Annotated in this window: 20 protein-coding genes; 15 read left to right on the forward strand and 5 right to left on the reverse strand. The window is 62.9% G+C overall.

Annotated elements, in window-relative coordinates; translation table 11 throughout:
• Positions 1-144: 144 nt before the first annotated feature.
• The 4 genes from rbfA to pnp all read left to right on the forward strand — a co-directional run bounded on the left by rbfA (position 145) and on the right by pnp (position 4,245).
• Positions 145-537 (forward strand): 30S ribosome-binding factor RbfA, encoded by a 393-nt coding sequence (rbfA, locus tag EO174_RS09205; RefSeq protein ID WP_024937968.1) that lies wholly within the window; start codon positions 145-147, stop codon positions 535-537.
• An 80-nt stretch (positions 538-617) separates the two neighbouring features.
• Positions 618-1,544, forward strand: coding sequence for a tRNA pseudouridine(55) synthase TruB (gene truB / locus EO174_RS09210; protein ID WP_126943979.1), 927 nt, complete (start codon positions 618-620; stop codon positions 1,542-1,544).
• A gap of 156 nt (positions 1,545-1,700) precedes the next feature.
• A complete protein-coding gene (rpsO, locus tag EO174_RS09215) occupies positions 1,701-1,961 on the forward strand; it encodes a 30S ribosomal protein S15 (RefSeq protein WP_003485583.1) in 261 nt (86 codons plus the stop codon).
• 169 nt (positions 1,962-2,130) lie between these two features.
• A complete protein-coding gene (gene pnp / locus EO174_RS09220; protein ID WP_104581972.1) occupies positions 2,131-4,245 on the forward strand; it encodes a polyribonucleotide nucleotidyltransferase in 2,115 nt (704 codons plus the stop codon).
• Between the two features lie 225 nt (positions 4,246-4,470).
• On the opposite strand, the gene EO174_RS09225 is transcribed toward pnp, so the two are convergent.
• The 3 genes from EO174_RS09225 to EO174_RS09235 form a co-directional block, all read right to left on the reverse strand.
• On the reverse strand, positions 4,471-5,517 hold the full coding sequence (locus EO174_RS09225; protein WP_164740149.1) for a DUF2272 domain-containing protein: 1,047 nt from the start codon (positions 5,515-5,517) through the stop codon (positions 4,471-4,473).
• A 62-nt stretch (positions 5,518-5,579) separates the two neighbouring features.
• Positions 5,580-6,464, reverse strand: coding sequence for a carboxylating nicotinate-nucleotide diphosphorylase (gene nadC / locus EO174_RS09230; RefSeq protein ID WP_164740150.1), 885 nt, complete (start codon positions 6,462-6,464; stop codon positions 5,580-5,582).
• Entirely contained in the window at positions 6,461-6,730 is a 270-nt protein-coding gene (locus tag EO174_RS09235) for a Trm112 family protein (protein ID WP_104648003.1), read from the reverse strand. Before EO174_RS09235 ends, nadC begins: the two co-directional genes overlap by 4 nt.
• A 58-nt stretch (positions 6,731-6,788) precedes the next feature.
• Here EO174_RS09235 and purE point away from each other — a divergent pair, with 58 nt between their 5' ends.
• Complete coding sequence (purE, locus tag EO174_RS09240; protein WP_104581975.1) at positions 6,789-7,292, forward strand: 5-(carboxyamino)imidazole ribonucleotide mutase; 504 nt, start codon at positions 6,789-6,791, stop codon at positions 7,290-7,292.
• Positions 7,289-8,446, forward strand: coding sequence for a 5-(carboxyamino)imidazole ribonucleotide synthase (locus EO174_RS09245; protein ID WP_126943982.1), 1,158 nt, complete (start codon positions 7,289-7,291; stop codon positions 8,444-8,446). Before purE ends, EO174_RS09245 begins: the two co-directional genes overlap by 4 nt.
• Before the next feature lie 129 nt (positions 8,447-8,575).
• Here EO174_RS09245 and EO174_RS09250 read toward each other — a convergent pair whose 3' ends face one another.
• Entirely contained in the window at positions 8,576-9,154 is a 579-nt protein-coding gene (locus EO174_RS09250; protein WP_104648001.1) for a Fe-Mn family superoxide dismutase, read from the reverse strand.
• 121 nt (positions 9,155-9,275) lie between these two features.
• Between EO174_RS09250 and grxD the strand changes: the two genes are divergently transcribed.
• The 5 genes from grxD (at position 9,276) to ppnN (ending at position 16,122) form a co-directional block, all read left to right on the forward strand.
• Positions 9,276-9,596, forward strand: coding sequence for a Grx4 family monothiol glutaredoxin (grxD, locus tag EO174_RS09255; protein WP_006450539.1), 321 nt, complete (start codon positions 9,276-9,278; stop codon positions 9,594-9,596).
• The gene (locus EO174_RS09260; protein WP_126943985.1) at positions 9,593-10,336 is read left to right on the forward strand and encodes an SDR family NAD(P)-dependent oxidoreductase; all 744 of its coding nucleotides are present in this window, start codon (positions 9,593-9,595) and stop codon (positions 10,334-10,336) included. The genes grxD and EO174_RS09260 overlap by 4 nt, the downstream gene beginning before the upstream one ends.
• A complete protein-coding gene (locus EO174_RS09265) occupies positions 10,333-10,932 on the forward strand; it encodes a YhgN family NAAT transporter (RefSeq protein WP_005996031.1) in 600 nt (199 codons plus the stop codon). The genes EO174_RS09260 and EO174_RS09265 overlap by 4 nt, the downstream gene beginning before the upstream one ends.
• A gap of 453 nt (positions 10,933-11,385) precedes the next feature.
• Positions 11,386-14,631: a TonB-dependent receptor gene (locus EO174_RS09270; RefSeq protein WP_126943988.1), complete on the forward strand. Its 3,246-nt coding sequence runs from the start codon at positions 11,386-11,388 to the stop codon at positions 14,629-14,631.
• 105 nt (positions 14,632-14,736) lie between these two features.
• Positions 14,737-16,122 carry a nucleotide 5'-monophosphate nucleosidase PpnN gene (gene ppnN, locus EO174_RS09275; RefSeq protein ID WP_104647998.1) on the forward strand — a complete coding sequence of 462 codons (1,386 nt, stop codon included), beginning with the start codon at positions 14,737-14,739 and terminating at the stop codon, positions 16,120-16,122.
• Between the two features lie 12 nt (positions 16,123-16,134).
• Here the strand turns inward: ppnN and EO174_RS09280 are convergent, their stop codons facing one another.
• The gene (locus EO174_RS09280) at positions 16,135-17,166 is read right to left on the reverse strand and encodes a histidine kinase (RefSeq protein ID WP_115677523.1); all 1,032 of its coding nucleotides are present in this window, start codon (positions 17,164-17,166) and stop codon (positions 16,135-16,137) included.
• A 240-nt stretch (positions 17,167-17,406) separates the two neighbouring features.
• Here EO174_RS09280 and EO174_RS09285 point away from each other — a divergent pair, with 240 nt between their 5' ends.
• Genes EO174_RS09285 through EO174_RS09300 form a run of 4 tightly spaced genes read left to right on the forward strand, consistent with a single transcriptional unit; the run spans position 17,407 to position 19,889 of the window.
• Positions 17,407-17,922, forward strand: coding sequence for a GspH/FimT family pseudopilin (locus EO174_RS09285; RefSeq protein ID WP_235858477.1), 516 nt, complete (start codon positions 17,407-17,409; stop codon positions 17,920-17,922).
• Positions 17,923-17,929: 7 nt separating this feature from the next.
• The gene (pilV, locus tag EO174_RS09290; RefSeq protein ID WP_115677521.1) at positions 17,930-18,367 is read left to right on the forward strand and encodes a type IV pilus modification protein PilV; all 438 of its coding nucleotides are present in this window, start codon (positions 17,930-17,932) and stop codon (positions 18,365-18,367) included.
• 38 nt (positions 18,368-18,405) lie between these two features.
• Positions 18,406-19,380 carry a PilW family protein gene (locus EO174_RS09295; protein ID WP_126943991.1) on the forward strand — a complete coding sequence of 325 codons (975 nt, stop codon included), beginning with the start codon at positions 18,406-18,408 and terminating at the stop codon, positions 19,378-19,380.
• Positions 19,377-19,889, forward strand: coding sequence for a PilX N-terminal domain-containing pilus assembly protein (locus tag EO174_RS09300; protein ID WP_115677519.1), 513 nt, complete (start codon positions 19,377-19,379; stop codon positions 19,887-19,889). Before EO174_RS09295 ends, EO174_RS09300 begins: the two co-directional genes overlap by 4 nt.

Below are 19,889 nucleotides of genomic sequence, written 5' to 3' on the forward strand. Positions count from 1 at the left end.
GTTGCCGGGGCCTGCGGGCCCCGGACTCCGTCGAGCGGAGTCGTTCCGTAACGCAAGTTCTGCAAGGCGAGGGCGGCATGGCCGCCCGCGTCCGTTTTTGGCTTCGGTGCCAACTGGCCCTCCGAATCAACCAGGTCCACGACCATGCCAACCAAATCATTCCATCGCACCGACCGTGTTTCGGCGCAGGTGCGCCGCGACCTCGGCACGATCGTGCACGCGGCCGTGCGCGACCACGGCCTGCCGTCGGTCAGCGTGTCCGACGTCGAAATCAGCCGCGACCTGGCGCATGCCAAGGTGTTCGTCACCGCGCTGCAGCAGGAGCGCTCGGCCGAAGCGGTCAAGGGGCTCAAGGAAATCGCCGGTCAGCTGCGCACGCAGCTGGCACGCGCGATGAAGCTGCGGCATGTGCCCGAGCTGCATTTCCATTACGACGATTCGGTCGACCGCGGCGAGCGTATCGACAACCTGCTGCGTGACCTGGACGATGTCGGCCCCGAGGCCGCGTCCAGCGACGAGGACGCCGAGCAGCGCTGAGCGCTGCCGGCCGGCCGGCTGTCGACCAGCGGCCCCGATTTCAACGGGCGCGCACGGTGCCCGATTCGAGCACTGATCTCTTGAAACCCCGCATCGTCTATCGCCCGTTGCACGGCATCCTGTTGCTCGACAAGCCGGCTGGAGTCAGCTCCAACACGGCATTGCAGTCCGCACGCCGCTTGCTGCGGGCCGAAAAGGGCGGCCACACCGGCAGCCTGGACCCGCTGGCCACCGGCCTGCTGCCGCTGTGTCTGGGCGAGGCGACCAAGATTGCCGGCCTGCTGCTCGGTTCCGCCAAGGCCTACGATGCCGAGGTCGTGCTGGGTGTCACCACCGATACCGACGACGCCGATGGTCAGGTCCTGCGCGAGCGTGCAGTGCCCGCACTGGACGAAGGCGCGCTGCGTGCAGCGCTGACGCCCTTCATCGGGCGCATCCGCCAACAGGCGCCGATCTATTCCGCGCTCAAGCAGGGCGGCGAGCCGCTGTACGCCAAGGCGCGCCGTGGCGAGGCGATCGAGGCGCCGGTGCGCGAGGTCGAGGTGCAGGCGATCGACGTGATCGGCTACGCCGCGCCGCGGCTGCAACTGCGCGTGACCTGCGGCTCGGGCACCTATATCCGCAGCTTGGCGCGCGATCTGGGCGAAGTGCTCGGCTGCGGTGCGCATATCGCCTCGCTGCGGCGGCTCTGGGTCGAGCCGTTTCGCACGCCGCAGATGATCACGCTGGAGGCGCTGTCGGCTGCCCTGGAAGCGGGCACCGACGCACAGGACCTGCTGCTGCCGATCGAGGCCGGACTGGCCGATTTTGCGCGGATCGTGCTCGATGCCGCGCACGCGGCACGTTTTCGCATGGGCCAGCGTCTGCGCGATGCGGCATTTCCGACCGGCCAGGTGGCGGTGTTCGGACCCGACGGAACCCCCTCCGGGCTAGGCCTGGTGGACGCGGATGGGCGTTTGTCGCCGCAGCGATTGTTCAATGGACTGAACGAAGTGGCGTCTTGTTAAGGTTTAGTCAACTTGTTCCCGGGGCCGCACGACGTTACAATTTTGCGGCCCTAATCGGGGCACCTCAGCGCCAAGCGCGCTCATCCCAAGCAAACGGCGAGTCCGGCGGTGCGTCATGCACGTTCCTGTCGACCACGCATCTATCGAGTAAACATCATGTCCGTCGACACCCAGAAAGTTATTGAAGACAACAAGCGCAGCGCCCAGGACACCGGTTCGCCGGAAGTGCAGGTCGCCCTGCTGACCGCGCGCATCGAGCTGCTGACCGGCCACTTCAAGACCCACAAGAAGGATCACCACAGCCGTCGTGGCCTGCTGCAGATGGTCAACCGCCGCCGCAGCCTGCTCGACTATCTGAAGAAGAAGGACAACGAGCGTTACAAGTCCTTGATCGAGAAGCTCGGCCTGCGCCGCTAATCGAGTCCCACCGCCGCGGCGCAGCGATGCGCCGCGGCTTTGTTTTGGTCATTCGCATTACGTTATCTGCAGCATGCAGTTCATGGGCCGGAGCCTCCCGGCCGCCCGTTCTCGGCATGGGTCGACGACGGTCCAACGAAGACAGCAACACCTAAGGGAAAAAACCTCCGTGGCAAAAATCACCAAAACCTTCCAGTACGGCAAGCACACCGTCACCCTGGAGACGGGCGAAATCGCTCGCCAGGCAGGCGGCGCCGTCATCGTCAAGTTCGACGACACCGTACTGCTGGTCACCGCCGTCGCCGCCAAGAGTGCGCGCGAAGGGCAGGACTTCTTTCCTCTGACGGTCGATTATCAGGAGAAGTTCTACGCCGGCGGCCGCATCCCGGGCGGCTTCTTCAAGCGCGAAGGACGTGCGACCGAGAAGGAAACGTTGATCTCGCGCCTGATCGATCGCCCGATCCGTCCGCTGTTCCCGGAGGACTACAAGAACGAAGTGCAGATCATCGCCACCGTGATGTCGATGAACCCGGACATCGACGGCGATATCGCCGCGCTGATCGGCGCATCGGCCGCGCTGTCGCTGGCCGGCACCCCGTTCAACGGCCCGATCGCTGCGGCGAAGGTCGGCTACAAGAATGGCGAATACATCCTCAACCCGACCGTGACCGAGCTGAAGGATTCGCAGCTGGAGCTGGTCGTGGCCGGTACCGCCAACGCGGTGCTGATGGTCGAGTCCGAAGCCGAGCTGCTGTCCGAAGAAGTGATGCTGGGCGCGGTGACGTTCGGCCATCGCGAGATGCAGAAGGTCATCAACATCATCAACGAGCTGACCGTCGAAGCCGGCACCAAGCCGTCCGATTGGGTGGCTCCGGCCAAGAATGACGGCATGATCGCCGCGCTGAAGGAAGCGGTGGGCGATCAGCTCGCGTCGGCATTCCAGGTGCGCGACAAGCTGCAGCGCCGTGATGCGATTTCGGCGATCAAGAAGGACGTGCTGGGTGCGCTGGCACCGCGCGCCACCGTCGAAGGCTGGGCTGCCGGTGATCTGTCCAAGGAATTCGGCGAGCTGGAATACCAGACCATGCGTGGTTCGGTGCTGAGCACCAAGGTGCGCATCGACGGCCGTGCACTGGATACCGTGCGTCCGATCAGCGCCAAGGCCGGCGTGCTGCCGCGTACCCATGGCTCGGCGCTGTTCACCCGCGGCGAGACCCAGGCGATCGTGATCACCACGCTCGGCACCGCACGCGACGGTCAGGTCATCGACGCCGTCTCGGGCGAGTACAAAGAAAACTTCCTGTTCCATTACAACTTCCCTCCGTATTCGGTGGGCGAGTGCGGTCGTTTCGGTGCGCCGAAGCGTCGCGAGATCGGCCACGGCCGTCTGGCCAAGCGCGGCGTGCTGGCCGTGATGCCGAGCCTGGAAGAATTCCCGTACACCATCCGCGTGGTCTCGGAAATCACCGAGTCCAACGGTTCGTCCTCGATGGCCTCGGTCTGCGGCAGCTCGCTGGCGCTGATGGATGCCGGCGTGCCGATCAAGGCGCCGGTCGCGGGTATCGCGATGGGTCTGGTCAAGGAAGGCAACGACTTCGTCGTGCTGTCGGACATCCTGGGTGACGAAGATCACCTCGGCGACATGGACTTCAAGGTGGCCGGTACTGCCGAAGGCGTGTCCGCGCTGCAGATGGATATCAAGATCGAAGGCATCACCGAAGAGATCATGAAGCAGGCATTGCAGCAGGCCAAGGCCGGCCGTCTGCACATCCTCGGCGAGATGGCGCATGCCCTGACCACCCCGCGTCAGGAACTGAGCGATTACGCCCCGCGCCTGCTGACCATCAAGATCCACCCGGACAAGATCCGCGAAGTGATCGGCAAGGGTGGCTCGACCATCCAGGCCATCACCAAGGAAACCGGCACGCAGATCGACATCCAGGACGACGGCACGATCATCATCGCGTCGGTCAACGCCATCGCTGCGCAGGCTGCGAAGTCGCGCATCGAGCAGATCACCTCGGACGTGGAGCCGGGTCGCATCTACGAAGGCAAGGTCGCCAAGATCATGGACTTCGGTGCATTCGTCACCATCCTGCCTGGCAAGGACGGCCTGGTGCACGTCTCGCAGATCTCCAGCGAGCGCGTGGAGAAGGTCGGCGACAAGCTGAAGGAAGGCGATCTGGTCCGCGTCAAGGTGCTGGAAGTGGACAAGCAGGGCCGTATCCGTCTGTCGATCAAGGCAGTGGAAGAAGGCGAAGGCCTGCCGGCATCGGCCGAGTAATCGCCACGGTTTGACGCGTTACGAAAAGCGGGCTTCGGCCCGCTTTTTTATTGGGTGTTTAGGGCAATCGCCGGTGCCTTGATCCTTCTCCTGCGGGAGAAGGTGCCCCGCAGGGGCGAATGAGGGTACGCGCGAAGCCTCGCGTGGTTGAACCTTGGCCAGGGCTTCGCTTCCGTACCCTCACCCTAACCCCTCTCCCGGCGGGAGAGGGGCTTCGAGCCTTGCTTACCCGGGCTGCTGGGTCGGCGCGGGCTGTGTTTCCGGACGCGGTGGCACGACGCGTGGAAAACCCGGCGGCATCGTTGCGGGCAAGGTGGTTGGCGAAGGCAGTGGCTGGACCGGCGGAGGCGCGGTCATCACCGCATCCGGGCGCAGCTTCAACAGGGCCGCCCAGTCGCGTCGATTGAAATCGCAGAGTTCTTCGTGTGCCGGCGTGCACTCGCTGGCGATGCCCAGGCCGTCCTCGCTCTGGTCCTGGCTGCCGTCAGATTGGGGCGTCGGCAACACCACGCGGCCGGCGCGGTCCAGCGGCATCTTGCGCATCATCACGGTGTTGAACACGTTGCCGCCGATCAGGTACAGGGTGCGATCGCCACCGACGTTGGCGGCCACCACGACGTCGCAATGCGATTGCCACGGCATCGGCGCGCTGCCGCCAAGCCCGGCCCTGAGGCCGGCATAGCCCAGCGCGACACTGCGCCCGCGCAACAGGCACAGCAGATCGCCGGGAGCGGGCTTCTCCACCGCCGGGTCGGTGAACTGGTACGGGCCGCTGGCGCCATCGTTGTAGGCGCTGCGGATGTAATCCAGATGGCGTGCAGAGCGATGGAAGCCGCTCAGGCCGGCCTGTGTCATCACCCAGGAGATGAAGGCAGCCGACCACGGGTTGTCGACCAGGAACGCACGGCAATCGCTGGCGGTGTAGCGCGTGCCATCCAGTGCCGCGCAGCTCGACGCGCCCGGGCGCCCGCCCATCGATGCGAGCGTGCCGCTGTCGCGCCAGTAGCCTGCCACGCGTTGCCACGCGACCACTCCATGGTCGGCGAGATAGCCTGATTCGGCTTCGGTCACGCCCAGGCTGGCCAGACGCCCCTTGGCATCGATAAACGGGCGTTGCCACAGGCGATGCTCGTTGCAGGCATTGCGCACGATGGCGATTGCAGCAGGGCTGGTGCCGAAGCGTGGCGGCACGTCGCAGACTTCCGCGGCGGCCGCGGTGCCGCCCCATGCGGCCAACACCAGACAGAGCCACGGCCAAGGTTTTACAGTCATCGCAGATCCTGCACAGAACAATCGCAGCAGGCTGACAGAGCCGGCTGCGGGCACGCGTGAAATCAGTGCGGCGGCGGGCCGAGTTTGAGCGACAGATCGACGGCGTGCACGTGCTTGGTGAGCCCGCCGATGGAGATGCAATCCACGCCATCGGCCGCAATGGCGGCAATGCCGGCCAGATCCACGCTGCCGGAGACTTCCAGCGGAATGCGTTGGTCGCGCGGCAGGGCGGCAACGATGCGCACCGCCTCGCGCCGCAGTGCCGGGTCGAAATCGTCGATCAGGATGCGCGTACACCCGACCAGCAAGGCCTCGCGCAGCTGCTCCAGGGTTTCCACCTCCACCACCAGCGGCAACTGGGGTTGCTGCGCACGTGCGGCATGCACGGCGGCGCTCAACGAGCCGGCGGCGCGGATATGGTTTTCCTTGAGCATCACCGTGTCGAACAGCCCGATGCGGTGATTGTCGCCGCCGCCGCAACGCACGGCGTATTTCTGCGCGGCGCGCAGGCCCGGCAGCGTCTTGCGCGTATCCAGGATGCGCGTGCCGGTGCCGGCCACGGCAGCGACGTATGCAGCGGTGGTGGTGGCGGCAGCCGACAGCGTCTGCAGGAAGTTGAGCGAGGTGCGCTCGGCACTGACCAGGCTACGGCTGCGGCCATGCAGCAGCGCCAGCACCGTGCCGGCGGCAACGTGCTGGCCTTCGTGTACCTGCCAGTCGATACGCACCTGCGGATCGAGCGCGCGGTGCGTGGCGTCGAACCAGGGCCGCCCGGCGATCACGGCATCCTGCTTGCACAGCAGGTACGCGCTGTCTGGCTGATCGGGCAACAACGCCGCAGTCACATCGCCGCTGCCGATGTCCTCGGCCAGCGCGCGCGCCACATCGGCATCCACCAGCGCGGCCGGCGGCGCCTCCGGCACGGCCGTGCTTGCGGAAGACGTCACTTTTCGGGGAAGTCGGCGATCTGCGCTGTGCCGATCGCTTCTTCGGCCAGCAGCACCGGAATGCCGTCGTCGACGCGGAAGACCTGCTTGCGGTCGCGTGTGATCAGCGCCTCGCGCAGCGGCTGTGTCTGCGCCGTGCCGTCGGCACGCTGCAGGGTTCCGCCGGCGATGGCGGTATTGAGTGCCTCCAGGCCCTTGCCGTCGAGCAGCGAGAGCGGCTGGCGGGTGTCGGGCGAGCACAGCAGGTCGAGCAGTTTGCGATCCATCGAAGTCTTGTCTTGCGTGGAAGATGGCTAGAATACGTCTTTACCGCAGGGCAGGGCCATGACCTCCAACCACTCCGCGCCGCTGGTCGGCATCGTGATGGGTTCCCGTTCCGATTGGGAAACCATGCAACACGCAGCTCAGAAGCTCGATGCGCTGGGCGTGCCTTACGAAGTCAAGGTGGTCTCGGCGCACCGCACACCGGACGTGTTGTTCAGCTATGCAGAGCAGGCGGGCGACCGTGGCCTGCGCGCGATCATCGCCGGCGCCGGTGGCGCAGCGCACCTGCCCGGCATGCTGGCGGCCAAGACGGCGGTGCCGGTGCTCGGTGTGCCGGTGCAGTCCAAGGCGCTCAACGGCATGGATTCGCTGCTGTCGATCGTGCAGATGCCGGCCGGGATTCCGGTGGCGACGTTTGCGATCGGCAACGCCGGCGCGGCGAATGCGGCCTTGTTCGCCGCTGCGATGCTGGCGCCGGAGCAGGCGCAGATCGGTCAGGCACTGGCGCAGTTCCGCGCCAGGCAGACCGACGATGTCATGGCCAGCGACGACCCGCGCCAATGACCACGGTTGGCATTCTGGGCGGCGGCCAGTTGGCCCGCATGCTGGTACTGGCCGGGGCGCCGCTGGGCTTGCGGTTTGCGGTGTTCGACCCGGCCGCCGATGGCTGCGCAGGGCAGGTGGCGCCGCTGCAGGCGGGCGCTTTCGACGATGCCGCCGCGCTTGCCGCATTCGCCGCACACGTGGATGTGATCACCTTCGATTTCGAGAACGTGCCGGCTGCCAGCGCGCAGCAATTGGCCGCGCAGGTGCCGGTGTTTCCCAGTGCTGCCGCGTTGGCGGTGGCGCAGGACCGGCTGAGCGAAAAGACCCTGTTCTGCGAGCTCGGCATTCCGGTGCCCGCGTTCGCCGCCATCGACGACCGTGCGGGACTGGATGCCGCGTTGGCCCGTATCGGCACGCCGTGCGTGCTCAAGACGCGCCGCTTCGGTTACGACGGCAAGGGCCAGTTCCGCATCAAGACGCCGGCCGATGCCGATGCCGCGTGGGACGCGCTCGGCGCGCAGGCCGCCAAGGTCGGCCTGATCGTGGAAGCCTTCGTACCGTTCGAGCGCGAGGTCAGCGTGGTGGCCGTGCGTGGGCGCGATGGCGAGTTCCGTGCCTGGCCGCTGACCGAAAACTGGCATGTGGACGGTGTGCTCTCGGCCAGTCTTGCGCCGGCGCATGTGGATGCCGGGTTGCAGGCGGTGGCAGAGGCGCATGCGCGCGCGATCGCCGAGCGCGTGGACTACGTGGGCGTCTTCGCGCTCGAGCTGTTCGTGCGCGATGGCCAACTGCTCGCCAACGAGATGGCGCCGCGCGTGCACAACTCCGGGCACTGGACCATCGAAGGCGCCGAGACCTCCCAATTCGAAAATCACGTGCGTGCGGTGCTCGGTTTGCCGCTCGGCAGCACCGCGATGCGTGGACATGCCTGCATGCTCAACTGGCTGGGTGCGATGCCGGATGCTGCCGCATTCCTGGCGGTGCCCGGTGGGCATTGGCACGACTACGGCAAGCAATCGCGCGAGGGCCGCAAGGTCGGCCATGCCACGCTGCGCGCCGAGACGCCGCAGGCGCTTGCGCAGGCAGTGGGCGACGCAGGCGCCGTGCTGCGGCGTGAGGCACAGGTCGGTCCGGTGCTTGCGCGCTTGAGCGAAGGGTCACTCGCAGAATGAGCGTTGGCGCCGCCACGACCCGGCGCACGCGCAGGGTCGCAGCGGAGCTGGACCGCAGTGCGCGATGCCGCCGGGTGCGCCGTCGCAACCAGTCAATTGGAGGTTGACCTGTTGCAACGGCGCAAGCGGCTAGCCCAGCCGGCTGGCCACGAAGTCCCAGTTGATCAGCTTCCAGAATGCGTCCAGGTATTGCGCGCGGTCCTGCCGGTAGTCCAGGTAGTACGCATGCTCCCAGAGGTCGCAGGCGAGCAACGGCGTGTCCGGGCCGGTGAGCGGCGTTGAGGCATTCGGCGTGGCGACGATCGCCAAGGTGCCATCCGGCCGCTGCACCAGCCACACCCAGCCCGAGCCGAAGCTGCCCAGGGCGACGCGGTTGAATTCCTGCCTGAAGTGCACGAAGTCGCCGAATGATTTGGCAATGCGGTCGGCCAGCCGGCCCAACGGCTCGCCGCCGCCACGTGGGCGCAGGCACTGCCAGTAGAACGTGTGGTTCCACACCTGCGCAGCCAGATGGAACAGCGTGCCCTGCGCCTGCGCGATGATGTCTTCCAGCGTCAGCTCGGCGAACTCGCTGCCTTCGATGCGTGCATTGAGCCGATCGACCTCGCTGCGGTAACAGACGCCGTGGTGCGCCTCCAGGGTGGCGGCGGAAAGATGCGGCTCCAGAGCGGCGCGGGAGTAGGGCAGTGCAAGGTGTTCGATCGGCATGATGGCAAGGGCAGCGAAGGGAGTACGGCGACAGGTCGCGCCGAGGGCTTACAATGCGCGCCTTTGCGGAAGTCTATCCGACCCGGCGGTCGGGCCTGCCGCTCCCAGTCAGGAGAGTCCAATGCCGGTGATGGAACGGATCCAGGCCGAAGTCGAACAACACCCGATCGTGCTGTTCATGAAAGGCACCCCGCAATTTCCGATGTGCGGTTTTTCCAGCCGCGCCGTGCAGGCCCTGGTCGCTGCCGGCGCCGATCAGTTGCGCACGGTCAACGTGCTCGAAGAGCCCGAAGTACGCGCCAATCTGCCGCGCTATTCCAACTGGCCGACCTTCCCGCAATTGTTCATCCACGGCGAGTTGATCGGCGGTTGCGACATCACGCTGGAACTGTTCGAGGCCGGCGAGCTCAAGCGCATTGTCAGCGAGGCCTACCAGCCGTGAGCCTGGCGCAGGCCCAGCCCGACGCGCCGGCGCTTGCCGGGCGCGTGGTGCTGATCACCGGCGCAGCGGGCGGTCTTGGCGCAGCCGCTGCGCAGGCATGCGCAGTGGCCGGTGCGACCGTGGTGCTGCTGGGCCGCAAGCTGCGCCCGCTGGAGCGCGTCTATGACGCCGTTGCCAAGCTCGGTCCGGAGCCGTTGCTGTATCCGCTGGATCTGGCCGGCGCCACGCCGGACGACTACGCCGCGCTGGCGCAACGGCTGCAATCCGAGCTCGGTGGCCTGCATGGCCTGCTGCACTGCGCTGCCGACTTCGCCGGCCTGACCCCGGCCGAACTTGCGGCACCTCCCGACTTCGCACGCAACCTGCATGTCAACCTCACCGCGCGCGCCTGGTTGACCCAGGCCTGCCTGCCGCTGCTGCGGCAGCAAGCCGATGCGGCGGTGGTCTTCGTCGTCGACGACCCTGCACGCGTTGGCCAGGCCTATTGGGGCGCCTATGGCGCTGCCCAGCATGCGCAGCGTGGCCTGCTCGCCAGCCTGCATCACGAAACCGCCGCCGGCCCGGTCCGCATCAGCGGACTGCAGCCCGGCCCGATGCGCACCGCCTTGCGCGCGCGCGCCTTTACCCATCAGGAAGACAGCGACGCGGTGGACCCCGCGCGCTATGCGTCCGCCTGCATCACCTTGTTGTCCATGGCAGGTGCTTCGCACCGCGGTGCGATCTGGAGCCCTTCCGCATGACCATTCTTTCGGCGGCGCTGCTGCTGTTCCTGATCCTCGACCCGCTGGGCAACATCCCGGTGTTTCTCAGCGTGCTCAAGCCGCTGCCACCGAAGCGGCAGCGCTTCGTGCTCGCGCGCGAGTTGCTGATCGCCCTGTGCGTGCTGATGGCGTTTCTGTGGGGCGGCAAGTACGCGCTGGAGCTGATGCACCTGCGCCAGGAGTCGGTGGCGATCGCCGGCGGCATCGTGCTGTTCCTGATCGGCATCCGCATGATCTTCCCGCGTCCGGAAGGCCTGATGGGCGAGATCCCCGATGGCGAGCCCTTCATCGTGCCGCTGGCGATCCCGCTGGTGGCCGGCCCGTCCGGGATGGCGGCGGTGATGCTGATGGGCAGCAACGAACCCACCCGGCTGTGGGATTGGAGCCTGGCCTTGATGATCGCCTGGATCGGTGCCTCCACCATCCTGGCCTCGGCCCCGCTGTTGTACAAACTGCTCGGTCATCGCGCACTGACCGCGATCGAGCGCCTGATGGGCATGTTGCTGGTGGCCATTTCGGTGCAGATGTTCCTGGATGGCCTGGGGACGTATTTCAAGCTGCCGGTGTCGATCTGAGCCGGTCGGTGATAGGCGGGCAGGGGAGTGGAGCGATCTGTGACACTGCCTAGCGAGAATCTGAAGCCACGCCACTGACGCGTAGCGGTGCAAGCCGCCGGCGGCGCCGGGATGCCTCTGTAACAAGGGCCTTCGACAGCCCTTGCCGCGCTTTCGGGCCAAATGAGCCCTGTTTTCGATCAATTGGCTCAATAGCGCGACGCTGGTCGCAGATGCCGCGCGACTTTGCGCAAGTTGGCGTTTACGCCTTCACATGCGAAGTTCATGTTGCACTGCGCGAACTTTGTCACGCCGCCGTCACAATCAGGCCTTAGCGTGTTAATCTGTTGTTAACCGTTGCGGCAGCAACCGCCGCGCGGCGAGGGACCCCAGATCATCGGCAGCCCACCCCCGGGAACGGTTGGGCTGACTGCGCCTTTTTGTCACTGCCCAACCTGTATCGAGGCTACCGAAATGACCCACCCCCGTTGTCTTCGCATGTCCAAGCTGACGCTTGGCCTTGTTGCCGCGCTCGCCGCCGCCCCCGTGTTCGCTCAGAGCACCTCTGCCGGCGTCGCTGGCCTGGTTACCAGCAGCGGCGGTCAGCCGGTGCCGAATGCCGAAGTGACGATCACCCACGTCGAATCGGGAACCGTCAGCCGCGCCACCACCGATGCCAGTGGACGCTACAACGCGCGCGGCCTGCGTGTGGGCGGGCCGTACACCATCACGATCACCAAGTCGGGTGAAGGGACGAAGACGGAAGAGGGCGTGTACCTGAACCTCAATCAGGTCAATAGCGTCGACGCATCCCTGGGCGGTGACGTGACCACGCTAGGCGCGGTACAGGCCATCGGTGGCGATTACGGCTCGGCGCTGTTCAGCGCCAACAAGATGGGCACCGGCACCAACGTGACCCGCGAGCAGATCGAATCGCTGCCGTCGATCAATCGCAACCTGCAGGACTACGTACGTCTGGATCCGCGCGTGGCGCAGACCGACAAGGCGCGTAATGAAATTTCCGTGGGCGGCCAGAATCCGCGCTTCAACCTGATCCGTGTCGACGGTATCAGCACCAACGACGCGTTCGGCCTGGAATCCAACGGCTTGCCGACGCCGCGCCAGCCGTTCTCGATGGATGTCATCGACGAAATCTCCGTCGACGTCGCCAACTACGACGTCACCATCACCGGCGCCACCGGCGGCGTGATCAATGCGGTCACCAAGTCCGGTACCAACGAGTTCCACGGTTCGGTGTACGGCACCTACCGTGAGAACGATTGGTCGGGCAAGAACCAGAACGATATCCGCCCGCAGCTGTTCGATAACGAAACCACCTACGGCCTGACCCTGGGCGGCCCGGTCATCAAGGACAAGCTGTTCTTCTTCGCCAACTACGAAAAGTACAAGGGCAAGGGCGTGTTCACCGGAGCCTCCGGCTACGGCCCGATCGGTTCTGGCGCGAGCAACATCGTGCAGATCCCGCAGGCCGACATCGATCGGATCATCGACATCTCACGTAACGTCTACGGGTTTGACCCGGGAACCCTGGCGCTGCCAGCGCTCGATTCGGATTCGGAAGAAAAGGGCTTCAAGCTTGACTGGAACATCTCCGACAAGCATCGCGCCTCGTTCCGTTATGGCGAGAGCGAGCAGAGCACTGCCAACCTCAACGGTTTCGGCAATCAGGCGCTGTCGCTGAATTCGTATCACTACGTGCGCGACTTCAGCCTCAAGACCTATACGGCCCAGTTGTTCAGCGATTGGACCGACACCTTCTCGACCGAAGCCAAGGTGTCTTACCGCGACTACTCGGCCGTGCGTACTGCTGCATCGCAGCTGCCGGCCGTTGCTGTGCGCATCGGTAACAACACCGTCAACCTGGGTACCGAGCAGAGCACCCAGGCCAACGAACTGCGAACCGAAACCTGGAATGCCTTCTTTGCCGGCACGTTGTTCTTGAACGACCACACCGTCAAGTTCGGCTTCGACTACGAAGACAACGATCTGTTCAACCTGTTCGGCCAGCGCGTCTTCGGTTCCTACACGTTCAACTCGATTGCCGACTACGCCGCCAATCGCCCGCTGAACTATCGTTATTCGCGGTCCAACAGCGGCAACATCGACGACATCGCCGCAGACTGGGGCATGCGCAATGTCGGCGTCTTCCTGCAGGACACCTGGGCCGTCAACAACAACCTGACGCTGACGTTCGGTGTGCGTTACGACGAACCGATGGTCAAGAACAGCCCGGCCTACAACGCAACCGCCTCGACGCTGTTCGGTTTCCGCAACGACCAGACCATCGACGGCAACGGCCTGTTTGAGCCGCGCTTCGGTTTCAACTACACCTTCGACAGCGACCGCCCGACCCAGCTGCGTGGCGGCGTGGGTCTGTTCCAGGGTGCCGCGGCAACCGTGTGGTTGTCCAACCCGTACTCCAACACCGGCCTGGCGTACACCGATTACAACTTCTCCAGCCAGACACTGGTGAACACCAATGGCATTCGTTTCACGCCTGACATCAATAACCAGCCGATCGGTAATGGTTCGTTGAATGGCGCTACGCAGTCCGTCGATTTCGTCGACAGCAAGCTGGGTCAGCCGTCGGTATGGAAGGCCAACCTGGCATTCGATACCGAGCTGCCCTGGTACGGCATCGTGGCATCTGCCGAGGCGGTGGTGACCAAGGTCAACGAGGCGATCTACTACCAGCAGCTCAATCTGGGCAATACCAGCCGCGTGGGTCAGGATGGTCGTAACCTGTACTGGAATACTGCAGGCTTGAATCCGGCCTGCTGGTTGGACGACGGCCGTAACCCGACCGGTGCCGGCGCTCCGGCGGCTTGTGTGCGCGGCACCGCCTCGGTGGTCGATGCGCGCGGCTCGCGTGATGGGCGCTTCAACGATGCGATCATCGCGCGCCCAACCGATAAGGGCGGCAGCGAGAGCTTCACCGTCGGCCTGAACAAACCCTTCAATGGCGGCGACTGGTCGTGGGGCTTGTACTACACCTACACCGACGCCGACGAAGTCAGCGGCCTGACCAGTTCGACCTCGGGTTCGCAGCTGGGCAACAATGCGGTCTTCCAGGCCAACGAAAATGTTGCCTCGACCGCTGCGTACGAAGTGAAGAACAGCATCCTCGGCACGTTGAACTGGAAGCATGCGTTCTTCGGCGACTACGAGACCAAGTTGGGCCTGATCTACCAAGGTCGCAATGGTCGCCCGTATAGCTATGCGTTCGACAACGACGCCAATGGCGACGGCCGCCTGAACGACCTGTTGTATATCCCGGCCGGCCGCGGCGATGTGCTGTTCGGTACCGCTCGAGAAGAACAGGCGTTCTGGAACTACATCGAAGGCAACGAGTATCTGGCTGCCCGCCGTGGTCAGGTGGCCGAGCGCAACGGCGCGCGCAACTCCTGGATCAACCAGTTCGACCTGCACATCGAGCAGGAGATCCCCGGCTTCTTCAAGGACAACAAGGCCTCTCTCTGGCTTGACGTCATGAACGTCGGCAACCTGCTGAACAAGAAGTGGGGCCGTGTCGAAGAGTACGGCTTCCCGGGCATGCGTGGTGTCGTGGAATACGGTGGTGTCGATGCGGCCAGCGGCAAGTACGTGTACCGCTTCAATACGCCGGACCAGTCCACGGTCTACGACGATCGCGGCATCTCCCGCTGGGCGCTGCAGCTGGGCTTCCGCTACCAGTTCTAAAGCTGGCTAGCGTGTCGAAGCTTGCAAAAACGGCCGGGTTCTCCCGGCCGTTTTCTTTTGTGCGGGTGAGTACGCTAAAGTTCTGAGATACGACAGGAGCAAGCTATGGAACTCAGCAGTACGGCAGCACGGGCGCTGCCGGTGGTGGATGCGCGGATCTATCCGCGTGGTGGCCTGGACGTGTTATCCAAGGCGGAAGTGGCGCGTCTGCGCGACGCCTCCAGCGGCGGCATGCACGAGCTGTTGCGCCGGTGTGCGCTGGCCGTGCTCACCAGTGGTAGCGCGTCGGACGACCCGCGCGCCGCGCGCGACCTGTATCCGGATTTCGATATCCAGGTGAACCAGCAGGACCGTGGCATCCGTATCGATCTGAGCAACGCACCGGCGATGGCCTTTGTCGATGGCGAGATCATCCGCGGCGTGGCCGAGCTGCTGTTCGCCGTGGTGCGCGACCTGGCCTACATGGCGATCGAGCTGGAAGCCCAGCGCGGGGATCTGGACACTAGCGAAGGCATCACCAACGCGGTCTTCGGCCAGCTGCGCAACGCGCGCATCCTGCAGCCGTCGGACCCGAACCTGGTCGTGTGCTGGGGCGGCCATTCCATTTCGCGCGACGAGTACCTCTACACCAAGCAGGTGGGCTACGAGCTGGGCTTGCGTGGCCTGGACATCTGCACCGGCTGCGGGCCGGGCGCGATGAAGGGCCCGATGAAGGGTGCCACCATCGCGCACGCCAAGCAGCGCAAGCATCACACGCGCTACATCGGCGTGACCGAGCCGGGCATCATCGCCGCCGAGTCGCCGAATCCGATCGTCAACCACCTGGTGATCATGCCGGACATCGAAAAGCGCCTTGAAGCCTTCGTCCGCATCGGACACGGCATCCTGGTGTTTCCGGGGGGCGTCGGCACGGCCGAGGAAATCCTCTACCTGCTCGGCATCCTGCTGCGCGAAGAGAACGCCGACCTGCCGTTCCCGCTGATCCTGACCGGCCCGACCATTGCCGCGCCGTATTTCGAGCAGATCGACCGCTTCATCCGGCTCACCCTGGGCGAAGCTGTCGCTTCCCGCTACGAGATCATCGTCGGCGACCCGGTCGCCGTGGCGCGTCGCATGGCCGAAGGCATCCACCAGGTGCGCGCGCACCGCAAGGAACAGAAGGATTCGTACTACTTCAACTGGTCGGTACACATCCCGCTCGAGTACCAGCAGCCGTTCGAACCCAGCCACGAGGCCATGGCCGCCCTGGATCTGCACCACGGCCGCCCAGCGCCCGCGCTGGCCGCCGACCTGCGCCGCGCCTTCTCCGGTATCGTCGCCGGCAACGTGAAGGAAGACGGCATGCGCCGCATCGAGGAATTCGGCCCCTTCGAGATCAATGGCGACCCGGACATCATGCAGGCCCTGGACGAACTGCTGCGCGGCTTCGTCGAGCAGCGCCGGATGAAGATTTCGGGAGACTACCGGCCGTGCTATCGGGTGGTGACCTAGACCGCCTAAAACTCAAGGTCGGCTAATGATTGGCAACTCAAGCGTACTGATGAAGACCTCATCTGTACGCTGCGTTGTCAGGCGTGCGTAGCCGCTATCTGGAGTTTCCAGTCTGGCTTTCACTGCGCGCAGACCAAGTTGATGGCCGCGATTTGAGTTTTCTTGATTGGGCGGGAGTGGGTTAGTGATTTCAATTCGCGCCCATTTCTGGTCCAGAATAAGTTTGATGGATACATAGCCGCCATCGATTCGAGGTTCAATGCCATGGCGAACTGCATTTTCTAGTAAAGGCTGAATAGATAAGGGTGGGATATGGATGTCTGGTAGTGATGAGGGGACTTGCCAGTCAATGGTTAGTCGTCGTCCCAAGCGCATTCCCTCAATTTCCAAGTAACGTCGTGTCAATGCGAGTTCTTCGTACAGGCTGATTTGATCCGATGTGCCTAGTGCTGCACGAAACAAGTCAGCTAGGTCTAGTAGCAGGCGCTCCGCTTTTTCGGGATGCCCGTGGATAAGAGCAGCTCCTGTGTTAAGTGTATTGAAAAGAAAATGCGGTCGTATTCGTGCACGCAGTGCATCCAATTGTGCCTGCTGGGCTTGTACCGCCAACTGCCTTGCCCTCCAGTGATTGTGGAATGCCAGCAAGCTTAGAATGCCGACCGTGAGCGCAATTCCTGTAGTACGGAGGAAAGTCAATATCCATTCGCGTGGAGTAGCACTCCACGCTTCATGTAATGTTGCCCACGTCGCAATGCACACCGCCCAGGTACATCCCAGCATAAGTCCCAGGGACAAGGTGGCGATGTGCAGTGGCTTCAGCGCCGCCAATCGATGACGTAATCCATACAGACATGTGAGTGTCAGTAGCGCTACCCATTGCACCGCCAGAGAAGCAAGGCCAAAGTAGACCCAGCGATTTTCGTCCAAGGTAGGGGCGAGAGCCAGCACTGCCGCGACTCCCTCGCCAGCCAGCAGGGTCCAGATGATGACAGGCGCCTGCCATAAGATGTCCAGAGGCTGTACTTGGGAAGAAGGAATGGGCATACGCTTGAAGTCTTTCTACGGTGCAATAGTGCGAACATGATGCACCGGTTCATCAAGCGAAAGTTGCTCCATTCATTCCCCAATCTGGGCCGCTCATCGGCCACTCGTTGCGTATGCTGACGACGACCACTAGCGTTACGCTGGGGAATGAAGCGAGGAAATACCATGCCGGCGTTGCGACGCAACCTGCGGGATGACGTGCAGTTAGGTCAGCATCTAGGGTTCAGTCTGGTTGAATTGATGGTGACCGTGGCTGTGCTTGCGATCGTGGCGGCAATTGCTATCCCAAGTTTTACAGGGCTGATAAATAGTAATCGGCTTACCGCATCTGCAAACGAGGTGTTGGCGTCGCTGCAGATGGCGCGGTCTGAGGCTGTGCGACGTAATCAGACGGTGCTTGTGTGCCCAAGCAGCAATGCGTCCAGTTGTACCAGCGGCTCTTGGAACCAATGGATCATTATGGTCAAAGCTACCAACGAGGTGCTGCGAGTCGGCACAGCGAAGATGCCGCTACTAATTCAGGCGAGTCCTGCAATTGTTAGTAACGGCAATGCAGTCGAATTTAGAGCTGATGGTTTGGCGCGTGATGCAACAGGTGCGTTGCTCGCTGCGGCTGTCAGTTCTTGCCTAACGACCAGCACTCCGCCTCAAAATGTCCGTGTTGTTGTAATCGTCAGCGGAAGCCGCGCTGCTGTGCGTAATGGTGCGAGCGATATCACCTGCGCATCTCCGGTCAATGCACCTACTACGCTGTGAGGCGGGCATGAAAAAATTTATTAAACGCAATTCGATGGCAGGCGTTGGTCTAGTTGAGGTCATGATTTCAGTGCTGGTGCTAGGGGTTGGTATGCTGGGTATTGCCGCAATGCAAGCTACAGCTCTCCGCAACAGTCAGAGTTCGCTGGAACGCAGCCAAGCCGTAATACAGGCTTACACCATTTTTGATGCGATGCGCGCAAATCTTGCAGTTGCCACGTCAGGGGGTTACAACCAAACCTCTTGCACCGCTCCCACTGGTTCCAGTCTGGTCTCCAACGATATCAGTAACTGGTTGCAAGGATTAAAAAGCTCCATAAATTCTACCGCTTGCGGCACTATTAGCTGCAGCGATACGGCATGCGAAGCGATAGTCAGGTGGGACGACAGTCGGGCAAAAAACGGTAGTTCTGTCCAGCAATTTTCAATTAAGACACGCCTATGAATAGCTTGAGGAAATATAGGCGTGCCAGCAGGTCGGGTATGCGTGGCGTAACGCTTATTGAGCTGATGATTGCTCTTATCTTAGGGCTGCTGGTAGTGGGTGCAGCTATTGGTATCTTCCTTTCCAATCGTCGTACTTATAGCGCCACTGAGGGCTTGGGGCGCGTTCAGGAAAATGTGCGGACAGCTTTCGAATTGATGGCACGCGATGTCCGTGAAGCTTCCGGGAATCCATGTGTAAATACAGTGCCAATCGCCAACGTGGTAAACAATAAGGCTGCGAATTGGTACACGAACATCGACACGTGGAGTTCCGGCATAACGGGTGTCGAGGGGGCTTTTTCTTCTGGTTCTCCAGCAAACGGCACAGCAACCGGTACCCGCATCGCAGGGACCGACGCACTACAAATTCTGGGTTCTGGCTATGAAGTCGCAACCATTGCGTTGGACAATACTGCTTCGGCCACGCTTACTCTTAATACCACGGCTGCCGCTGCGGGCATCTCGACAGGCGACGTCGTAGTGGCTTGCAATGCGCGACAGTCGGCCATCTTTCAGGTCAGCGCAGCGAGTGGGTCTAATGTTGTCCATGCGGTCAGTGGAGTTTCCCCAGGGAATTGTTCAACCGGTTTGGCGATGCCGATCTGTGGCGGCTCGCAGTTCGCGTTTGTTGCAGCTGGCTCCGTCCTCGCCAACCTGCATGCTTCCCGATGGTTCATTGGTACGAATGCGCGTGGAACCAGGTCTTTATATCAGTCGCAAATGGTTTATTCCGGGAGTGCTTTGTCGCAGCGTAACGACGAAGTGTTGGAAGGCGTCAATAACATGCAGTTGCAGTATCTTGTCAGAGGGCAGTCAACGTATGTAGACGCCAGTTCCGTAACCGACTGGTCATCCGTTACCGCTGTTAGCATTCGCCTGGAAATGCTGGATTCAACTCGTTCCGGCCCTGGCGGCGAGGCCATTACCCGCACCCTTAGTCATGTGATCGCACTTCGGAATCGCAATGCATGAACACTCTCCATTATCGATCTCAGGCCGGTGTGTCACTCATTGTCGTGCTTTTGCTTTTGTTAATCATGACTTTGCTGGGTTTGGCAGTCCTGCGCAGTACGCTGCTTGAAGAGCGAATGGCGTCGAATCTCGTCGATCGCGGCAGAAGTTTTCAAGCAGCAGAAGGTGCCATGCGAGAGGCAGAGGGACGTATCAAAGCTGCAACAACGATCAGTGTTCCAAATAGTGGATGCGTAGATGGGGTCTGCGCTACCCCATTGGCTACCGATACGGATCGTTGGCTCGCCACCAGCCGTTCCGGTTGGCGTACTGCAACCTTGACGGTAGATTTAACGACTGCGCCTCAATACATCATTGAATACATGGGCGATGCTCCTACATGGCCTGCATGTGATCGTATTTCACCGATACCGGCATTGTGCTTGTCACCCAGGTATCGCATTACCGCTGTCAGTGAGGGGGCCGGGCGTTCCCAGGTACTCCTGCAGACAAACTATATCAAGCAGTAG

The sequence above is a fragment of the Xanthomonas sp. BRIP62418 genome (assembly GCF_003993495.1).
Lineage (GTDB): Bacteria > Pseudomonadota > Gammaproteobacteria > Xanthomonadales > Xanthomonadaceae > Xanthomonas > Xanthomonas euroxanthea.

What these genes read in the sequence shown, in the direction of transcription:
- rbfA (WP_024937968.1), top strand. Translation starts at nt 145, where the DNA reads ATGCCAACCAAATCATTCCATCGCACCGACCGTGTTTCGGCGCAGGTG.
- rpsO (WP_003485583.1), top strand. Translation starts at nt 1,701, where the DNA reads ATGTCCGTCGACACCCAGAAAGTTATTGAAGACAACAAGCGCAGCGCC.
- EO174_RS09225 (WP_164740149.1), bottom strand. Translation starts at nt 5,517, where the DNA reads ATGACTGTAAAACCTTGGCCGTGGCTCTGTCTGGTGTTGGCCGCATGG.
- EO174_RS09235 (WP_104648003.1), bottom strand. Translation starts at nt 6,730, where the DNA reads ATGGATCGCAAACTGCTCGACCTGCTGTGCTCGCCCGACACCCGCCAG.
- purE (WP_104581975.1), top strand. Translation starts at nt 6,789, where the DNA reads ATGACCTCCAACCACTCCGCGCCGCTGGTCGGCATCGTGATGGGTTCC.
- EO174_RS09245 (WP_126943982.1), top strand. Translation starts at nt 7,289, where the DNA reads ATGACCACGGTTGGCATTCTGGGCGGCGGCCAGTTGGCCCGCATGCTG.
- EO174_RS09250 (WP_104648001.1), bottom strand. Translation starts at nt 9,154, where the DNA reads ATGCCGATCGAACACCTTGCACTGCCCTACTCCCGCGCCGCTCTGGAG.
- grxD (WP_006450539.1), top strand. Translation starts at nt 9,276, where the DNA reads ATGCCGGTGATGGAACGGATCCAGGCCGAAGTCGAACAACACCCGATC.
- EO174_RS09265 (WP_005996031.1), top strand. Translation starts at nt 10,333, where the DNA reads ATGACCATTCTTTCGGCGGCGCTGCTGCTGTTCCTGATCCTCGACCCG.
- EO174_RS09270 (WP_126943988.1), top strand. Translation starts at nt 11,386, where the DNA reads ATGACCCACCCCCGTTGTCTTCGCATGTCCAAGCTGACGCTTGGCCTT.
- ppnN (WP_104647998.1), top strand. Translation starts at nt 14,737, where the DNA reads ATGGAACTCAGCAGTACGGCAGCACGGGCGCTGCCGGTGGTGGATGCG.
- EO174_RS09280 (WP_115677523.1), bottom strand. Translation starts at nt 17,166, where the DNA reads ATGCCCATTCCTTCTTCCCAAGTACAGCCTCTGGACATCTTATGGCAG.
- EO174_RS09285 (WP_235858477.1), top strand. Translation starts at nt 17,407, where the DNA reads ATGGTGACCGTGGCTGTGCTTGCGATCGTGGCGGCAATTGCTATCCCA.
- pilV (WP_115677521.1), top strand. Translation starts at nt 17,930, where the DNA reads ATGAAAAAATTTATTAAACGCAATTCGATGGCAGGCGTTGGTCTAGTT.
- EO174_RS09295 (WP_126943991.1), top strand. Translation starts at nt 18,406, where the DNA reads ATGCGTGGCGTAACGCTTATTGAGCTGATGATTGCTCTTATCTTAGGG.
- EO174_RS09300 (WP_115677519.1), top strand. Translation starts at nt 19,377, where the DNA reads ATGAACACTCTCCATTATCGATCTCAGGCCGGTGTGTCACTCATTGTC.